At 72.8% G+C, this 16101-nt stretch carries 18 protein-coding genes and 1 pseudogene; 11 read left to right on the top strand and 8 right to left on the bottom strand.

Annotated features, from left to right (window positions below; translation table 11 throughout):
* Positions 1-70 precede the first annotated feature (70 nt).
* From J2S42_RS05175 to J2S42_RS05155, 5 genes are all read left to right on the top strand, one after another.
* A complete protein-coding gene (locus tag J2S42_RS05175) occupies positions 71-733 on the top strand; it encodes a TetR/AcrR family transcriptional regulator (protein ID WP_307235722.1) in 663 nt (220 codons plus the stop codon).
* Between the two features lie 70 nt (positions 734-803).
* Positions 804-1010, top strand: a complete 207-nt coding sequence (locus J2S42_RS05170; RefSeq protein WP_307235720.1) for an Lsr2 dimerization domain-containing protein — start codon at positions 804-806, stop codon at positions 1008-1010.
* Between the two features lie 210 nt (positions 1011-1220).
* Positions 1221-2570: a cellulase family glycosylhydrolase gene (locus tag J2S42_RS05165; RefSeq protein ID WP_307235719.1), complete on the top strand. Its 1350-nt coding sequence runs from the start codon at positions 1221-1223 to the stop codon at positions 2568-2570.
* Positions 2571-2631: 61 nt separating this feature from the next.
* Entirely contained in the window at positions 2632-2985 is a 354-nt protein-coding gene (locus J2S42_RS05160; RefSeq protein ID WP_307235717.1) for a hypothetical protein, read from the top strand.
* Between the two features lie 237 nt (positions 2986-3222).
* The gene (locus tag J2S42_RS05155) at positions 3223-3495 is read left to right on the top strand and encodes a carboxymuconolactone decarboxylase family protein (RefSeq protein ID WP_307235715.1); all 273 of its coding nucleotides are present in this window, start codon (positions 3223-3225) and stop codon (positions 3493-3495) included.
* A 373-nt stretch (positions 3496-3868) separates the two neighbouring features.
* On the opposite strand, the gene J2S42_RS05150 is transcribed toward J2S42_RS05155, so the two are convergent.
* From J2S42_RS05150 to J2S42_RS05135, 4 genes are all read right to left on the bottom strand, one after another.
* A complete protein-coding gene (locus tag J2S42_RS05150) occupies positions 3869-4264 on the bottom strand; it encodes a TIGR03618 family F420-dependent PPOX class oxidoreductase (RefSeq protein WP_307235713.1) in 396 nt (131 codons plus the stop codon).
* Positions 4265-4277: 13 nt separating this feature from the next.
* Positions 4278-4910, bottom strand: coding sequence for a TetR/AcrR family transcriptional regulator (locus tag J2S42_RS05145; protein ID WP_307235711.1), 633 nt, complete (start codon positions 4908-4910; stop codon positions 4278-4280).
* Between the two features lie 104 nt (positions 4911-5014).
* A complete protein-coding gene (locus J2S42_RS05140; RefSeq protein ID WP_307235709.1) occupies positions 5015-6604 on the bottom strand; it encodes a serine/threonine-protein kinase in 1590 nt (529 codons plus the stop codon).
* Positions 6605-6644: 40 nt separating this feature from the next.
* A complete protein-coding gene (locus J2S42_RS05135; protein WP_307235708.1) occupies positions 6645-6890 on the bottom strand; it encodes a hexameric tyrosine-coordinated heme protein in 246 nt (81 codons plus the stop codon).
* 88 nt (positions 6891-6978) lie between these two features.
* Between J2S42_RS05135 and J2S42_RS05130 the strand changes: the two genes are divergently transcribed.
* A complete protein-coding gene (locus tag J2S42_RS05130; RefSeq protein WP_307235706.1) occupies positions 6979-7104 on the top strand; it encodes a catalase in 126 nt (41 codons plus the stop codon).
* A gap of 11 nt (positions 7105-7115) precedes the next feature.
* Positions 7116-7691 carry a catalase gene (locus tag J2S42_RS05125; RefSeq protein ID WP_307235704.1) on the top strand — a complete coding sequence of 192 codons (576 nt, stop codon included), beginning with the start codon at positions 7116-7118 and terminating at the stop codon, positions 7689-7691.
* Between the two features lie 41 nt (positions 7692-7732).
* Here the strand turns inward: J2S42_RS05125 and J2S42_RS05120 are convergent, their stop codons facing one another.
* Complete coding sequence (locus J2S42_RS05120; protein ID WP_307235702.1) at positions 7733-8335, bottom strand: MarR family winged helix-turn-helix transcriptional regulator; 603 nt, start codon at positions 8333-8335, stop codon at positions 7733-7735.
* 102 nt (positions 8336-8437) lie between these two features.
* Here J2S42_RS05120 and J2S42_RS05115 point away from each other — a divergent pair, with 102 nt between their 5' ends.
* Positions 8438-9859 carry a GGDEF domain-containing protein gene (locus J2S42_RS05115; protein WP_307235700.1) on the top strand — a complete coding sequence of 474 codons (1422 nt, stop codon included), beginning with the start codon at positions 8438-8440 and terminating at the stop codon, positions 9857-9859.
* Positions 9860-9871: 12 nt separating this feature from the next.
* Here J2S42_RS05115 and J2S42_RS05110 read toward each other — a convergent pair whose 3' ends face one another.
* Complete coding sequence (locus J2S42_RS05110; protein WP_307235698.1) at positions 9872-10303, bottom strand: ATP-binding protein; 432 nt, start codon at positions 10301-10303, stop codon at positions 9872-9874.
* A gap of 153 nt (positions 10304-10456) precedes the next feature.
* Between J2S42_RS05110 and J2S42_RS05105 the strand changes: the two genes are divergently transcribed.
* Both J2S42_RS05105 and J2S42_RS41880 read left to right on the top strand, forming a co-directional pair.
* On the top strand, positions 10457-10786 hold the full coding sequence (locus tag J2S42_RS05105; RefSeq protein ID WP_307235696.1) for a hypothetical protein: 330 nt from the start codon (positions 10457-10459) through the stop codon (positions 10784-10786).
* A gap of 166 nt (positions 10787-10952) precedes the next feature.
* Positions 10953-11375: pseudogene (locus J2S42_RS41880) on the top strand (DedA family protein); the annotation flags it as partial.
* A gap of 183 nt (positions 11376-11558) precedes the next feature.
* Here J2S42_RS41880 and J2S42_RS05100 read toward each other — a convergent pair.
* Complete coding sequence (locus J2S42_RS05100; RefSeq protein ID WP_307235695.1) at positions 11559-12644, bottom strand: ricin-type beta-trefoil lectin domain protein; 1086 nt, start codon at positions 12642-12644, stop codon at positions 11559-11561.
* Between the two features lie 29 nt (positions 12645-12673).
* Positions 12674-15007: a beta-L-arabinofuranosidase domain-containing protein gene (locus J2S42_RS05095; protein ID WP_307235693.1), complete on the bottom strand. Its 2334-nt coding sequence runs from the start codon at positions 15005-15007 to the stop codon at positions 12674-12676.
* A gap of 165 nt (positions 15008-15172) precedes the next feature.
* On the opposite strand from J2S42_RS05095, the gene J2S42_RS05090 reads away from it, so the two are divergent.
* The gene (locus J2S42_RS05090) at positions 15173-16054 is read left to right on the top strand and encodes a fructosamine kinase family protein (protein ID WP_307235691.1); all 882 of its coding nucleotides are present in this window, start codon (positions 15173-15175) and stop codon (positions 16052-16054) included.
* Positions 16055-16101 lie beyond the last annotated feature (47 nt).

Genomic DNA, 16101 nt, shown 5'->3' with positions numbered 1-16101 from the left:
TGATAACACAAGAGACGTTATCACGGTAACAGCGTTATCGTGGAAACATGATCGAGAGGTGCCGGTGACCATGGGACGTGACGCGACCCGGGCCGCGATCCTCGACGCCGCGATCGCGCTCCTCCACGAGGGCGGCGCCCGCGCCATGACGACCCGCGCGGTCGCGGAACGGGCGGGCGTGCAGGCGCCCACGATCTACCGGCTGTTCGGCGACAAGGGCGGTCTCGCCGAAGCGGTCGCCGAGGCCGCGATGGAGGCCTACGTGGCCACCAAGGGGACGCCGGACGAGACGGCGCCGTCCCCGGTGGACGCGCTGCGCGCCGCGTGGCGCCGGCACATCGACTTCGGGCTGGCGCACCCGGAGCTGTACGAGCTGATCAGCCGGCCCGGGATCCGGGAGCACGCGCCGGCGACCGCGCGCGGGATCGAGGTCCTCGCCGGCCTGGTGCGGGCGATCGCCGTGGCCGGGCAACTCGTGGTCGGCGAGCGCCGGGCGATCGAGATGCTGCACACCGCCGGCAACGGCGCCGTGCTGACCCTGCTGGGGCAGCGGCCGGACGACCGCGACCCGGGCCTGCCCGACGCCATGCTCGACGCGGTTCTGGCGGCCGTCACCGGGCAGCCGTCCACCGCCGGTGACGTGCGCGGGCTCCCGGACCCCGGCCGGCTCTCCGTGGCCGAGCGGGCCCTGCTCGACGAATGGCTGGCCCGGGGTACGACGGCGCGGTCCTGATCTGCCTCCCAGGCGGCGAGTTCCCGTCCGGCGCCGAAGCGCGGCGCTGAAGAGGTGGGGGCGGGCCTCCGTGGCCACACGCATCGTCGCGCCCCTGGCCGGCGATCTCGACGGCGGCGCCGCCGACCGGACCGTCACGTCCGGTCTCGACGGCGTCTTCTGCGACATCGGCCTGTCCGAGCGGAACGCGGAACGGCTACGTGCCGCGCCGGAACCGTTCATCGCCAGGGCGCCCGCGTCGACCGGGAGCGGGCGCCGAGAATGCGTCGCGACATGAACCGGGTGGTCCTACGGGATGCGTGGAGACGCGGCAAGGTCATCCGTGACCGGGTGGCGGCGAACGGCTGCACGGTCCCGCATAGCGGCGCACGTCATCAGGGCTCACCACGCGCCGAATGCATCAATTGATAGCCGTCGATCAGCCTGGTAGGTTCGGTGGGAGCGTTCCCAAGTGCATACGTCCCGTACCTACAGTGAAGCGGATCCCATGAAGAGATCGAGAATCGCCGCCGTGCTCGCCCTGGCCGGTGTGCTGGTCGCTGCCCTGGTCGTCACCGCGATGCCGGCCAGCGCGGCCGTCGCCCAGTTCGCCGTCGTCAACAGCTGGAGCGGTGGGTACGAGGGCCGGTTCACCGTCACCAACAACACCTCGTCGCCGGTGACGTCCTGGCGGGTGCAGTTCGACCTGCCGTCCGGCACCAGCATCAGCAACTCGTGGAACGCGCAGCAGAGCGTGTCCGGCAATCGGTACACGTTCGCCAACGCGGCGTGGAACGGCTCGCTCGCCGCCGGCGCGTCCACCACGTTCGGCTTCACCGTCAACGGCACCGGCACCCCGAGCGGCTGCACGATCGACGGCGTGTCCTGCTCCGGCGGCGGCACCCCGACCACGTCCCCGCCGGGCACCCCGCCGCCCACCACGCCGCCGCCGGCCGGTGGGACCCCGGTCGCCCAGCACGGTCAGCTGCGCGTCTGCGGCACCGGCATGTGCAACAGCGGCGGCGCCCGGGTGCAGCTGCGCGGCATCAGCAGCATGTGGCTGAACTGGGAGACCCAGCCGTACGCGGAGAACCTGTCCGCGCTGACCTGGATGCGCGACAACTGGAACCTGCAGGTCATCCGGGCTGCGATGGGCGTGGAGCCGGAGGGCGCCTACCTGAGTAACCCGTCGAAGGCGCGCGCCCAGGTAGAGACGATCATCAACAACGCGGTCACCGCCGGGGTGTACGTGATCGTCGACTGGCACGACCACGCGGCGGAGAACCACCAGGCGCAGTCGGTCGCGTTCTTCTCCGACCTGGCCCGCCGCTACGGCCACCTGCCGAACGTGATCTGGGAGCCGTACAACGAGCCGCTGCAGGTCGGCTGGACCAGCGTGATCAAGCCGTATCACCAGGCCGTGGTGACCGCGATCCGGCAGCACGACCCGGACAACATCATCGTGCTCGGCACGCCCACCTGGTCGCAGGACGTCGACGCGGCCGCGGCCAGCCCGGTGCAGGGTACGAACCTGATGTACACGCTGCACTTCTACTCGTGCACGCACGGCGCGTCGCTGCGGGCCAAGGGTGACGCGGCGATCCGGGCCGGTCTGGCGCTGTTCGTCACCGAGTGGGGCGCCAGTCACGCCGACGGCGGTCTCGACGGCCGCATCTGCCAGTCCGAGGCGCAGGCCTGGATCGACTGGATGCGGGCCAACGGCATCTCGTGGACCGCGTGGAAGCTCGACGTCGGCACCGACACCACCAACCTGCTGTCCCCGGGCGCCCCGGTGACCGGCGGCTGGACCAACTACCTGCGCGGCCACGGCCCGTTCGTGGTCGCCAGCATGCGCTGACGGGTCACATGGCTCGCCCTCGATCCCTTACATTAGTAGGACTCCTAATGAAGGGATTCAGATGCGTCACCTCAAGCGGGCCGTCGCGGCCGTCGCCACCGGGTTCCTGATCGGTACCGCCGGCCTGGCGGCCGCGACGCCGGCGCAGGCGGCGGTCGACCGGGGTACCTGGGAGTGCGCCGTCGACGTGCTGATGAAGTGGGAGATCATCGACACGGTCGTGTGGCCGTACCGTGACTGGCTGATCGACCGGAACGACATCCACCGCGCCGTCGAGGTGGAGCTGATCAGCCATGAGTGCGCGGTCCGGGTGCTCAGCATCTGGGGCGAGCTGGACGCGTGGGAGTGGGGCGCGGTGCGCGAGGGCGCGGTGTCGCATCGCGGCCTCCGGGAGTGGGCCGAATTCCACGCCTGATCGATCTGCGCGATGTGCGGCGCTACCCGGTAGCGCCGCACATCGGTCGACGGGGTCGCCGCCGGCCTGCGCGCCGGGACGGACACGGCGATCGCGGCCGGTACCGAGGACCGGACCACCCCGCGCGTCAGGCGGATCACCGGAAGCCCGCGCTACGCGGCCGCCATTTCGGCTGACGCGTAGAACGACTGCGGTTACCGCCTCGCCGCGCACGCCGTGCTCGGCGCGAAGGCCGGGGTGAGCGAGGAGGATCTGGTCGCCGGCCGCAACGCGCAGGCCTCGGACCCGAAGGTGGCGGCGGCGCTGACGTTCGCCAAGACCGTCATCGAGACCAAGGGCTTCGTCTCCGACGAGGACCTGAAGGCGGTCCGCGAGGCCGGCTACACCGACGGCGAGATCGGTGAGATCGTGGCCGCGGTCGCGCTCAACACGTTCACCGACTACTTCAACTCGGTCGGCCGGACCGAGCTGGACTTCCCGCCGGTGGCCGGCGTGCACACCGGTCACTGACCCGGCGCGTTCCGCGGCGGCCGGCCCGGCCGAGCGGGTGGCCGGGCCCTCCCGGCCGGGCAGCGCGTCAGATGATCGGGCGGCCGCTCGCGGTGTGCTCCGGGACCGGCTGGGTTGCGTCCCCTCCTCGGTGTGGGGCGCTGCGTTGAGGTTCGATCATGGAGGCTGGTGCCGGTGAGGTCACGATGATCAGAACTTCCGTGAACGAAACCGCGCCGTCGTTCAGCAAAGGCCGGCTCGGCCGCCCCGCCGAGGACCGGTACGCCCGGCGCTGGTCGCGCACCGCGCCCGGCACCGCGCGCACGCCCGGCCGGCGCTGTCGTAGGGCCGCGCCGCACTCGCGGCCCCCGATCAGCGCGACGGATCAGACTCGCTACCGGCTGGGGACGTGCAGTTTGTCGACCCGGATGGTGAGCAGGACCCGGTCGTGACCGCCGCCGCTGAAGCCGGGGTACGGACGGCCGATGTACTGCTGGGACAGCTCGTCGATGTGATCCCGGGCGCCGTCCGTCGTGGCCGACACCACGGTGCCGCGCACCGCCCAGGACCGCAGCGGGGCGGTCGGATCGGCGATGCCGACGGCCACCCGGGCGTCGCGCCCGATGTTGCGGGTCTTCTGGTGGGTCTCCACCGTGTTGATCAAGATGTGTTCACCGTCGGTCCCGGCCCAGGTCTGCGAGATCTGCGGGGAGCCGTCCGGCATCAGCGTGGTGACGAAGCAGATCGCCTTGCCGCGGAGCACGCGGAGCAGATCGTCGGGGAGGGTCATGTGCACTGTTCCTTCACCTGGTCCGGTCCTGATAGAAGTGGTCGATCACGGTCTCGTCCGGTGCGACACCGGGCAGGTCCGCGTGTTGCAGGCCGGCCAGCGCGATCGCGAGCGCGCGCCGCCACAGCTGCGGGGCGACCGTGCGGGACGCGTCCATGACGCTGCCGACCATGACGTGTGCGGCCGCGAAGTCGCCGGGCGTGACCCCGGCCGGCAGCTGCCCCGCGCGCACCGCCCGCGCGACGAGGCCGGTGATCAGCGGCGTCATCCGCTCGCTGGCGTCGCGCACGAGCGTGGAAGACTGCTTCTGACCGCGCAGCAGCTCGCCCAGGCCTCGGTTGCCGGCCTCCAGCTCCAGCTGCCGCTCCAGGAAGCGGGCCAGCGCGGCCAGCGCGTCGTCCTGCCGTGCCGCCTCCTCGGCGAACCCGACGACCGCCTCGATGTGCGCCGAGAAGAGCGCGTCCAGCAGGTCCTGCCGCTGCGGGAACCGGCGGTAGACCGTTCCCAGCCCGGTGCCGGCGGCCCGCGCGATCTCCTCGTACGTCACCGTCAGCCCGTCGGTGGCCATCAGCTCGTACGCGGTGCGCAGCAGCATCTGACGGTTCCGCTCGGCGTCGCGGCGCAGCGGAGGGGAGGGCTCGGTCACGGCCCCACCCTACCTAACCGGAGGATCTCTTTCCAAGTTGAAAATTTCCTCCGCTTCCCGCGGCCGCGCGGCGGTCCCGGACGGTGAAGCGGCCCGGTCGCCTGCTACCCGGCCTTCGGGCCGGCCGGCGCCGGTTTTCGCGCGCCCGGCCCGGCGTGCTCGCCGGGCGCCGGCTGCTTCGCCGCACCCTTGCCGCGGCCACCGTCCGCCGGTGCGGGGTCGCCCGCCGGCGCGGGTCCGTGCGCCGGCGCGGCGCCGTCCACGATCGGTGCCTGGGCGACCGCCGGTACGGACGCCGCCGCGCTCGTGCGCGGCGCCCGCACCGACATCTCCGCGGTGCACGAGACGTCGTTGACGGTGAAGGACTGCGGCAGTGCCACGGAGGTGTCGAACGTGGTGTCGAACGAGGCGTTCGCCGCGGTGCCCGCGGCCAGGTCCGGCCCGGTGGCCTCGATCAGGTCGCCGTGCTGCCGCCAGGTCGCGTCGGAGCCGCGCAGCAGCTTCTGGTCCGCGGGCAGGTGGAACGACAGCGTCCAGGCGTCGACCGCGCTGGAGCCGGTGTTGGTCACCGTCACCGCGGTCACCGCCTGGCCCTCGGCCGCGATCTGGGTGGTGTAGGTGACCCGGCAGGCCAGCGGCGCGACGTCGGCGACCGCCTCGACCGGTTCCGGGGCCGGCCACAGCACGAAGGCGGCGGCCGCGGCCGCACTGGCGATCAGCGCGCCACCGGCGGCTATTCGGTGGCGCACCGGCAGGCCGGTGATCCGGCCGGGTGTCGCGGTGCGGTGCGTGGAGGTCGCCGGCGTGGCCGCCTGGGTCGGGGTGTCCACGGTGGTTGGATCCGGCCGGTCCAGCCCGGACAGCAGGGTCAGGGCCGGCAGGCCGGCGGCCCGGCGCAGGATGCGGGCGGCGGTGACCGCGGCCGGCCGGTCGGAGGGTGCCTTGCTCAGGCAGCGCCGCACCAGGTCGGCCGTCTCCGCCGGCAGGCCGTCGACCGTGGGCAGCGGCGCGGGGTCACGATAGCGGTGTGCCCGGAGCATCTGCGTGGTCGTGGACACGTTCCACGGCATGCGGCCGGCGAGCATCAGGTAGAGAAGCAGGCCGAGCGCGTACACGTCGGTGGCCGGCCGCACCATCCCGCCGGCCAGGCGTTCGGGGGCCAGATAGGCGGGTGTGCCGAGGATCTCGCCGGAGGCCTGCTCCAGCTCGCCGGCCGCGGCCGATATGCCGAAGTCGACCAGTTTCACGCCGCCGGAGTGGACCATGACGTTGGCCGGCTTGACGTCCCGGTGCACCACGCCGCGGTCGTGCGCGGCGGCCAGCGCGGCCGCGACCTGGGCGCCGATCAGCGCGGCGAGCGGCCAGGGCAGCGCGCCGGCGGTCAGCAGGTCGCTCAGCGGCCGGCCGTCGACGAGCTCCATCACCACGTACGGCATCGGGACGCCGTCTATCTCGGTCTCGCCGTAGTCGTACACCTCGACGACGTTGTCGTGGCGCAGGCTCGCGGCCGCACGCGCCTCGGCGTACATCCGGCCGAGCGCGGCCGGATCGGCGGCGACGTCCGCGGACAGCACCTTGACCGCCACCTCGCGGCCGAGGAGTGTGTCCTCGGCCCGCCAGACGACGGACATGCCGCCGTTGCCCAGCGGATCCCGCAGGAGGTAGCGCTCGCCGACCAGCCGTCCATGCAGCACGGCGGTGCTATGCCCGGATCGGGTCGCGGGCAAACCCGGGTCAGGAACCGGCCGGCGTGGTGCGCCAGTAGTCGTTCGCGGCGGCCACCGTCTGGAAGTTCGTGGCGACCACGTGCGAGATGGAGATCAGCGCGTCGAAGTCCTCGGCGTAGCCGGCCCGCAGCCGGGCGCGGGTCTCGTCGTCGGGCTGGGTCTTCTTGACGGCGACGCGGGAGAGCTTGATCGCGAGGTCGAAACCGGCCTCGGGGTCGGCGGTGATCAGGGACGGAAGCCAGGTGGCGGACATGACGAACCCTTCGGTCGGGTGATCGGTGGGGCAACTATATAGGACTCCTATTGATATCGCTTTCTGGATTCGTTCCGGATCCTCTTGCTTGCGGCGCGCGCGCCGTGTCAATAAGTTCCACTTCCGTACCGCGCAGGGGATCGAGAATCTGACCGACGCGCAGGCCGGCGAGCTGATCGGCCGGGACCGGGAGTCGCACCAGCGCGACCTCTGATCGAGGCGGGTGTGCTGGAGCTGAACCGCAACCCGGACAACTACTTCGCGGACGTGGAGCAGGCCGCGTTCACCCCGGCGAACGTGGTGCCGGACATCTCACTCAGCCCGGACCGCATGCTGCAGGGGCGGCTGTTCTCCTACGGCGACGCGGCGCGCTACCGGCTCGGCGTCAACCACCACCAGATCCCGGTCAACTGCCCGCGCGGCGCCGAGCGGGTCAACTCGTACCACCGCGACGGCGCCATGCGGGTCGACGGCAACCAGGGCGGCGTCCCCGGCATCCAGCCGAACAGCTTCGGCCGCTGGCCGGAGCAGCCGCAGTACGCCGAGCCCGCGCTGGCGGCCGGCGAGACCGCGGACCGGTACGACTTCCGCGCCGACGACGACAACTACTTCGAGCAGCCGGGCGACCTCTTCCGGCTGATGAGCGGCGCGCAGCAGCAGGCGCTGTTCGGCAACACGGCGCGGGCGATCCGGGGCGCGCGGCGTGCGACCGTGGAGCGGCACATCGCCAACTGCACCAAGGCCGATCCGGCGTACGGCGAGGGGGTGCGCAAGGCCTGCGAGGCCATCGGCGCGCTCTGACCGGGCTCCGCCCGCGGTGCGTGCGGCCGTCGCGCGTGCGCTCAGGCCGGCTGGTGCTCGGGGCAGTCGGTGCGTAGCTCGGCCAGCGGTAGCGGGGCGCCCAGCAGGTCGCAGTGGTGTGGTGCGGCCGGGTCGTCGTGCGCGTCCGGCCGGAAGAAGCGGCAGGTGGTGCACATCCGGGCCGCGGACATCACTCCTTGGTGCTGTAGTGCCGCCACCAGTCGCAGCAGGCTGTGCAGCGTGATTGCCCGGTCCTCGGCCGGCAGCCGTGCCAGGGCGTCTCGCAGTGGTGCGTCCCAGGCGGTCAGTTCGCGGGCGACGTCGACGCCGAGTGGGGTCAGGGTGAGCGCGCGGCGGCGGCCGTCGGTGGTGGGCGAGCGGGTGATGAGTTGTTTGCGCTCCAGGGCCGAGATCGCGTCCGACATGGTCGGGGTGGTGACGTCGAACTCGGCGGCCAGTGCGTTGACCTCGCGGCGTACGGTCGGGCGGTGGAACAGGGTGAGTACCGCCTGCTGCTGCAGCGGTGACAGGCTCTGGGAGCGGGCGCTGTGCTGGGCGAGCGCGCGCATGCCGCTACCGAGCCGCTCGATCGCGTCCGCGAGCCGGCGGTCCAGGTCCATCGCGGTGCGCACCTCGGGATTCACCCACCGAATGGTACGTCCTGTCCCCCTTCGCCCGGTGATCCGCGTCGCGCGCGGTGCCCGGTCGGCGGTCATGAATGTCTTCAGTTCGCGACCGTACGGCCGATGGGGTCGGCCGTGTGGAAGAGGTGGTGGGGCCCGGCGGTGATCCGGCCGTTGAGCCTAGGGTTCGCGGTGCTGCTCAGCGTGGCGCTGGTCGCCGGGGCCGGCGCGTACCTGGCCCGCACCACGTCCGCGGCCAGGGCCGACGCGCTCGCGGACTTCGCCGGCCGCGCCGAGACCTCGGCCCGGCTCGTCGGTGCCACGCTGGCCGGCAGCGACGGGCAGGTGCGCGAGCTGGCCGAGCACTCGTTCTCCGGCACGCCCGCGGAGATGGACAGCCGGCGCGGCGGCGGTGAGGTCGAGGCCGCCTGGCATGCCGTCATGACGGCCGGCGGCCGGATCCTGTTCGCCGACCCGGTCGCGCTCGTGCCGCCGTCGAGCGCCTTGACGGCCGATCCCGGATTCGGCATCGCGATCCGCACCGGAAAACTTGCCTTCAGCAACGTCATCGTCAGTAACGGTACGTCGAACGTGATCGCTTACCGGGCGTTCGCGGCCCCCGACGGCACGCGCGTCCTGGTCCTGCCGATCCCGGTGAGTCAGGTGGCGGTGCTGTTCCAGGCGGTCGGCGTCGCGGCCGGCACCGCGTACGTGATCGACGGCGACGCACGCGTCGTCAGCTCGTCCAGCGGCGTGGAGGCCGGCGTCCCGCTGCCCGACCCGGCGCTGGCCGCGGCCCTGGCCGGAGCCACGCGGGGTATCGCCGCCGGCGACACCTACTTCGCTTCCTCGCCGGTGGAGGGCAGTCCGTGGCGATTCGTCACCACGGCGTCGCGATCGGCGTTGCTGGCACCGGTGCAGAGCACCGCGCGGGTCGCATGGCAGTTGTTCGCCGCGTTCGCCGCCGCCATGACCGTCATCCTGCTGATCGGCCTGTGGGTGCTGCGCGGCGCGGCCCGGCTCGCCCGCGCCCGGCTGCACGACACGCTGACCGGCCTGCCGAACCGTGCGCTGTTCATGGACCGCGCCGAGACCGCGGTCGCCGACTGGCGCCGCCGGCGGGGCACGCACGACGAGCGACGGGTCGCCGCGCTCTTCCTCGACCTGGACGGCTTCAAGCCGGTCAACGACACCTACGGGCACGCCGCCGGCGACGCCCTGCTGCAGCAGGTGGCCGGACGCCTGACCGACGCGGTCCGGCCCGGCGACTACGTGAGCCGCTTCGGCGGTGACGAGTTCCTGGTGCTGTGCCAGGGCATCGCGCGCGACGACGACGTGTGCGCGGTCGCCGACCGCATCCGCCGGCGGCTGACCGAGCCGTTCGAGGTCGCCGGCCGTACCGTCTCGATCGGTGTCTCGATCGGCATCGCCACCCTGGACGACGGGATCGGCGAGGCCGCCGCGCTGATCCACCACGCCGACCTGGCGCTCTACCGCGCCAAGGAGAACGGCCGCGGCCGCGTCGAACTCTTCGTCCCCGCCTGACCGGCCGGCGGCTCAGGGGGTCGCGGGGAACGTGGCCCAGATGTGTTTGGTCTCGGCGGTCGCGTACCAGCCGACCTCAAGGGAGAACGCCAGGGCCAGGTGCAGGCCGCGGCCGCCCGCGTTGACCGGCCGGGTGTCGGCCAGCTCCGGGAACTGGGTCAGGTCGTGGTCGGCCACGTCGAGGACGAACCGCCCACCGGCACGCAGCAGCCGTACCGTGGTCGGCGGCAGCCCGTGCTTCAGCGCGTTCGTCGCCAGCTCGGTCGCGACCAGGATCACCCGCTCCGGTACCTCGTCCAGGTCGCCGTCGAGGTCCGGAGCGCATTCGTGGATGGCCGCGACGAGGTCGGCGCGGAGCGTGCGCAGGTGGGCCGGGCTGGTCAGCTCCCAGCTGCGCAGGAGTTCGGCATCGGGTGGCGGCGGGGACGTACGGAGGTCGGGCACCGCCCATCTGTGCCCTGCGGAGACCGTTTCCAACCCGTCCCCACCTCACCGCGCGGCAACGCCAGGTCGTCGACGGCCAGCCGCGCCCTCACCATCCTGCGCGACACGCTCCGGAGGACGCCGTGACGACGGACGACGTCGAAGCCCGCCTCCGTGCCGCGCTCGCCGCCCGCGCCGGCCGGGTCACCGCGGACGACCTGCGCGGCCGCACCACCCACGCTGACGGCGAGACGGCACCGGCCGTTCGTCCGCGCGCTCCCCGGGCTCCTGGCCGTCGCCGCGGTGGCGCCGGTGGTGGCCGTGCTGCTGCCCGGCCACGTCATCCGGCCCGGGCCGCAGCGGCCCGCGGCGCCGTCGCCGACACCGTGCCCGACCGCCACGGCGGCCCCCGGCGCGGGCTCCGCAGCACCGCCGGCGACACCGTGCCCGGACCCGGTGACCGTGCACGTCCCCTGGTACGGCCGGCTGTGGCCATGGAACTGACCGCCGGTGCGGGGGCTGGCCCTACCGCCGATCCGGGTGCCTGCTCCATCGAGCCCGCCCGGGCCGGCGCATAGCGTCGGTGACGCGAGAACGACGAGGGGAGCCGGCGGCGGTGGACATCGAGAGCCTGTGGCAGACGGACCTGATCGGCCTGATCAGCCCGGTGATGACGGCACCGCTGCTGTACCCGCTGCTGGTCGCGCTCGGTGCCGCGGACGGCGTCGTGCCGGTCATCCCGTCCGAGGCCGCGCTGATCACGGCCGGCCTGTTCTCCCGCACCGGTACGCCGGTGCTGCTGCTGGTCGTGCTGGCGTCCGCGGCCGGCGTGACCGTCGGCGACCATCTCGTCTACGGGCTGAGCCGCAGCGCATTCGGCCCTCGGCTGCTCGGCCGGTTCCCGCGGATCAGCGCCGCGGTCGACGCCGGCGGCCGGCAGCTGGAGCGCCGGGCCGGCCGAGTCATCCTGATCTCCCGGTTCGTGCCGGGCGGCCGGGTGACGACGAACATCGCGTCCGGCACGACACGGCTGCCGCTGTCCCGGTTCACCCCGGCGTCCGCGCTCGCGGCGCTGGCCTGGGCCGCCTACCACGCCGGACTCGGCGTGCTCGGCGGCGCCGCCTTCCTCCAGAACCCGCTGCTCGGCCTGCTCGCCTGCCTGGCCCTGTCCGCCCTGGCCGGCGGCGCCGCACCGCTGGTGCGGCGGCTGCGTGCCCGCCGTGCCGCCTCGGCCGGGGCGGCACGGCGGCGGGCCGGGACCCGCGGGACGACCCGGTCAGGTACGCGACCAGCGCTGGTTCGCCGCGCCGGTGCAGGTGCGCAGGACGACCGCGCTGCCGTTCGCGGTGCCGCCCGCCTCCAGGCACAACCCGGACTGGACACCCCGGACGGTGCCGTCGGTGCCGAGCGTCCACTGCTGGTTCGTACCCCCGTGGCAGTCCCAGATCTGCGCCCTCGCGCCGGAGGCGGCGCCGGTGGGGGAGTCGAGACACTTGCCGAGCGCGCGCAGCGTCCGCCCGTCGGCCGTCCAGCGCTGGTTCGCCGCACCACCGCAGTCCCAGACGATCGGCTGCGTGCCGTTCGCGGTGTTACCGTTCGGCACGTCCAGGCAGCGGCCGGACGCCGCACCGACCAGCGTCTGCCCGCCACCGCTGCCCGGCTCGCCGATGGTGCCGGGGACCGCGCGCAGCGCGGCGTACCAGGTGGCGGCCATCTTGTCGTAGCCGCCGGCGGTGGGGTGGATGCCGTCGATCAGGTCGGCGGTGGTGAGCGCGGCGTGCATGTCGACGAGGTGCACGCGCTTGCCGGCGTTCACCTTCGCCTGCACGATGCCGGGCAGCGCGGCGTTGAACGTGCGTGCGGCCGCCGCCTGGTTCTGGTTGGCCAGCGGGATGATGGTCGCGACGAACACGTCCGCGGTGGGCGCGCTCGCGGTGATGCGGTCGATCAGCGCGGAGAGCCGGTTCGGCGCGCCGGGGACGTTGTAGTTCTGCAGGATGTCGTTGGTGCCGATGTGCAGCAGGACGGTGCGCGGCGTGGTGGCGCTCAGCCAGCCTCCGATGTTGGCGTCGATCTGGTCGATCCGCCAGCCGGGGTGCCCCTCGTGGTCGTGGTCGCCCAGCGCGGCCGGCCCGTTGTACTGCGTGCCGACCAGGTCGACGCGGTAGCCCGCGCCGGCCAGCCGTTGCCACAGGCCGATCCGGTAGCCGCCGGGCACCTGCGTGCCCTCGGTGATGGAGTCGCCCAGCGGCATCACCCGGGTGCCGCCGTTCGACTCGGCGGCGGCGGCCGGTGCCGCCAGGCCGATCACGGTGAGCGCGGCGGCGAGTGCGGTCGCGGCGAGTCTTCGTCCGGTGTGCATGAGGTGTGTCTCCTTCTACGGGTGGGTGGCTACACGGGCTGGAGCCGCCAGCGGTTGTCGGCGCTGCCGTTGTCGGAGTCCTGCACGACCTGTGCGCCCCAGGAGGCGGAGGCGTTGAGGACGCCGAGGAGTTTGCCGCTGTGCACGTTGCGGATGCGGTAGGTGCCGTCGCCGTTGTCGAGCAGCGTCCAGCGGTGATCCGCGGTGCCGGTGTCGCCCCACTGCAGGATGCGGGCGTTGTCGGCGGTGGACATGTTCTCCACGCCGAGCACCTTGCCGCTGTGCATGTTGCGGAAGCGCACCGCGTCGCCGTCGGCCACCCGTACCCACCGGTGGTCCGCGGTTCCGGTGTCGCCCCAGACGACGGCGAGCCCGCCGTCCGCGGTGGACATGTCCTGGACGCCGAGGACCAGGCCGGAAGCCGCGTTGACCAGCTTGTACGTGGCCGTCCCGGCGGTTGCGGTGTTCCAGTAGACGGTGTAGTTGAAGCCGTGCGCGTCGTGGAACGGGCCGAGATCGACGCGCTGCCCGTTCGCGGTGGCGGTGAACGCGAGGCTGCCGGTGCCGGTCCGGGTGATCGACGCGACGGTCAATGACGGCAGCGCGGTGAGCGCGGTGTTGCCGTAGTTGCCGCAGAGCACGGCGGGCCCGTACGTGACGGCCTGCACGGCCGGGTTGTCGTCGGCCGCCTTCATGATGACGCGCATCGGCAGCCGGACGGTGACGGTGTCGCCGGGCGCCCAGGTGCGGGTGACGGCGGCGTACGACCCGGGCGTGGTGCTGACGTTCTGCGCGGCACCGTTCACGCTGATCGTGGCGCCGGACGTCCACGCCGGGATCCGGACCCGGATGCTCCACGAGCCGCTCATCGTGCCGCCGAGCGTGAGCGTGGTGGTGTCGCTCGCCGGATATCCGGTGGCCTGGGTGACCGTGATGCCGCGCTGCGACCAGGTGAGCACGGACGGCACGAACAGGTTGACCGTCAGCGTCGTACCGTTGAAGAAGTAGATCGAGTCCATCAGCTTGGTGTTGGTCTCGATGCCGGTGCCCTGGCAGCACCAGAAGCTGTCGTAGTCGGTGCTCCACGTGCCGCCGCCCCAGGCCGGGCCGACGCCGCGCCGGCCGCCGGGCCGCAGCGGCGTGAAATAGGTGACGTGGCCGTGCGCGCTGGCCGGGTTCTGCGCGCCGATCAGGTGGTTGAGCAGCGCGTTCTCGTAGTAGTCGAAGTACGCGGCGCGGCCCGGGTCCAGCAGCCACAGCTCCCGGGTGAGGTCGAGCATGTTGTAGGTGTTGCACTGCTCGCAGGTGTCGTTCGTGAGGTAGCCGGCGATCGCGTGCGGCGCGCGGAAGTGCTCGGCCTGGCTGTTGCCACCGATCGCGTACGTGTGCGCGCCGACCGTGATGGTCCAGGCGTTGGCCGCGATGTCGCGGTAGCGCGTGGTGCCGGTCGCCTTGTACTCCCGGGCCGCGCCGATCCACTTCGGCACCTGCGTGTTCGCGTGCAGGCCGTTGAGCCGGTCCTGCCCGGCGGCGAGCGGGTCGAACACGGTCTGGTGGTCGAAGCGCTGCGCGACCGTGAGCCACCGCTGGTCGCCGGTCTGCTGGTAGAGGTCGGCCAGGACCGCGTTCATGCCACCGAACTCGGTGCCGAGCATGGCCTGCATCTGGCCGGTGCTCAGCCGCGCGGTGCGGGTGTCGACCCAGCCGGCCAGCGCGAGCAGCACGGTGCGGGCCTGGTCGCTGCCGACGTACCGCCACACGTCGAGCAGGCCGGCGAGGGTCTTGTGGATGCAGTAGTACGGGACGTTGCCGTTGGTCAGCGTGCGGTTCTCCACCGCGGTGATGTCGGACTCCGGGAAGCCGGACAGGTATCCGGCGCCGAACCCGGCGGCCGCGTTGTTGGCCTGGCACCGGGCCAGCTCCGCGACCATGTGGAGGGCCTTGTCGCGGCAGGTCGTGTCGCCGAGGACCGCCCACGCCTGTGCCCAGGCGGTCAGGAAGTGGCCCTGCACGTGCGACCGGAACGGGAACGCCGGTGCGTCCCAGCCGCCGTTCGCGGCCGCGCCGCCGGTGGACAGGCGGTGGTTGGCGCGGAAGACGTACAGCAGCCGTTCGGTGTCGACCGCGCGCAGGTAGGTGAGTGTCCGGTTCTGGTTGTCCAGGAAGCGGCCCGCGGTGAGGCGCACCTGGCCGAGCGGGAACGGGTACGCGCCGACGCCGATGTCCGCGCGCACGGGCGGCAGCTCGGCCGCCGGTGCGGCCGAGGCCGGTGTGGCGGAGGTGGCGGCGCCGGTGGCCGAGGCGATCGCGCCGGCGCCCGCGAGGTGCAGGACCTGACGACGGCTGAGGTGCGCGGATGACATAGGACGCTCCGGGGGTGGAAGGGCGGCCCGCGCCGTGTGAGCGCTAACATCGACGGATGCAGCCACCGCGCACGGCGCGGTGCGTACAACGTATAGATGTTTTTCTATGTCTTCAAGGGTTGACGAGCCGATAGGCTGGTTCCGACGTGGAGGAGGTTGCCGCCGATGTCCCGGACGGCTCTGCTGACGGAGCGGCTGACCCGGGCCGGCATCCGCGACGTCGTCACCGTGGAGCCGGCGACCGGCGGACTCGCCGCGATCGCCGGCATAGCGCACCGCGCGTCCGCGCCGCCGGTCTTCGTCAAGACCTTCGCCGAAGCGCTGGACGATGACGCCTTCGTCGCGGAGGCCGAAGGGCTGGCCGCGCTGCGGGCGGCCGGTGGGCCGGCGACGCCCGAGGTGATCGCGGCGAACCACGAGCTGCTCGTGCTGTCGTTGCTGCGGCCACGGCCGGGTACCGCCGCGTTCTGGGAAGGGTTCGCCCACGCGCTCGCCCACCTGCACACGGGCAACGTCCACCCGCGTTTCGGATGGCACCACGACAACTGGCTGGGCCGCCGCCGGCAGATCAACACCTGGACCGGCGACGGCTTCGCGTTCTTCGCCGAGCACCGGCTGCTCCGCTGGCTTCCCGAGCCCCGCGTCGCGGCCGCGCTCGCGCCCGCGGACCGGGCCGCGCTGGAACGGCTCTGCGCGCGGCTCCCCGAGCTGCTGCCGGACCGGCCGGCCTGCCTGACGCACGGCGACCTGTGGACGCAGAACGTGCTGGCCACCGCGGACGGGCGGGCGGCGGTGATCGACCCGGCGGTGTCCTACACCTGGGCCGAGGTCGACCTGGCCCACCTGTGGACCACGGCACCACCGCCGGAGGCGGCCCGGTTCTTCGACGTCTACGCCGAGCTGACCGGCCTCGACGACGGCTGGCCGGCCCGTATGCCGATCATCCAGCTGCGGCAGCACCTCGCGGTCCTGGCCCAGTTCGACGACGACTGGGGCGTCGCCGAGACGATCCGCGCCACGCTCGCGCCGTTCCGGGCGCGATCCTGAATCAGCGGACCGGTCAGGCCCGCCGGCGCCGGCGGGGACGCTCGTGG

It is taken from the genome of Catenuloplanes indicus (assembly GCF_030813715.1).
Classification (GTDB): domain Bacteria; phylum Actinomycetota; class Actinomycetes; order Mycobacteriales; family Micromonosporaceae; genus Catenuloplanes; species Catenuloplanes indicus.
This window is presented reverse-complemented; position numbering and strand designations above follow the sequence as displayed.

What these genes read in the sequence shown, in the direction of transcription:
- J2S42_RS05100 (WP_307235695.1), bottom strand. Translation starts at nt 12,644, where the DNA reads ATGCACACCGGACGAAGACTCGCCGCGACCGCACTCGCCGCCGCGCTC.
- J2S42_RS05150 (WP_307235713.1), bottom strand. Translation starts at nt 4,264, where the DNA reads ATGACCCTCCCCGACGATCTGCTCCGCGTGCTCCGCGGCAAGGCGATC.
- J2S42_RS05090 (WP_307235691.1), top strand. Translation starts at nt 15,173, where the DNA reads ATGTCCCGGACGGCTCTGCTGACGGAGCGGCTGACCCGGGCCGGCATC.
- J2S42_RS05135 (WP_307235708.1), bottom strand. Translation starts at nt 6,890, where the DNA reads ATGTCCGCCACCTGGCTTCCGTCCCTGATCACCGCCGACCCCGAGGCC.
- J2S42_RS05175 (WP_307235722.1), top strand. Translation starts at nt 71, where the DNA reads ATGGGACGTGACGCGACCCGGGCCGCGATCCTCGACGCCGCGATCGCG.
- J2S42_RS05095 (WP_307235693.1), bottom strand. Translation starts at nt 15,007, where the DNA reads ATGTCATCCGCGCACCTCAGCCGTCGTCAGGTCCTGCACCTCGCGGGC.
- J2S42_RS05165 (WP_307235719.1), top strand. Translation starts at nt 1,221, where the DNA reads ATGAAGAGATCGAGAATCGCCGCCGTGCTCGCCCTGGCCGGTGTGCTG.
- J2S42_RS05160 (WP_307235717.1), top strand. Translation starts at nt 2,632, where the DNA reads ATGCGTCACCTCAAGCGGGCCGTCGCGGCCGTCGCCACCGGGTTCCTG.
- J2S42_RS05115 (WP_307235700.1), top strand. Translation starts at nt 8,438, where the DNA reads ATGGGGTCGGCCGTGTGGAAGAGGTGGTGGGGCCCGGCGGTGATCCGG.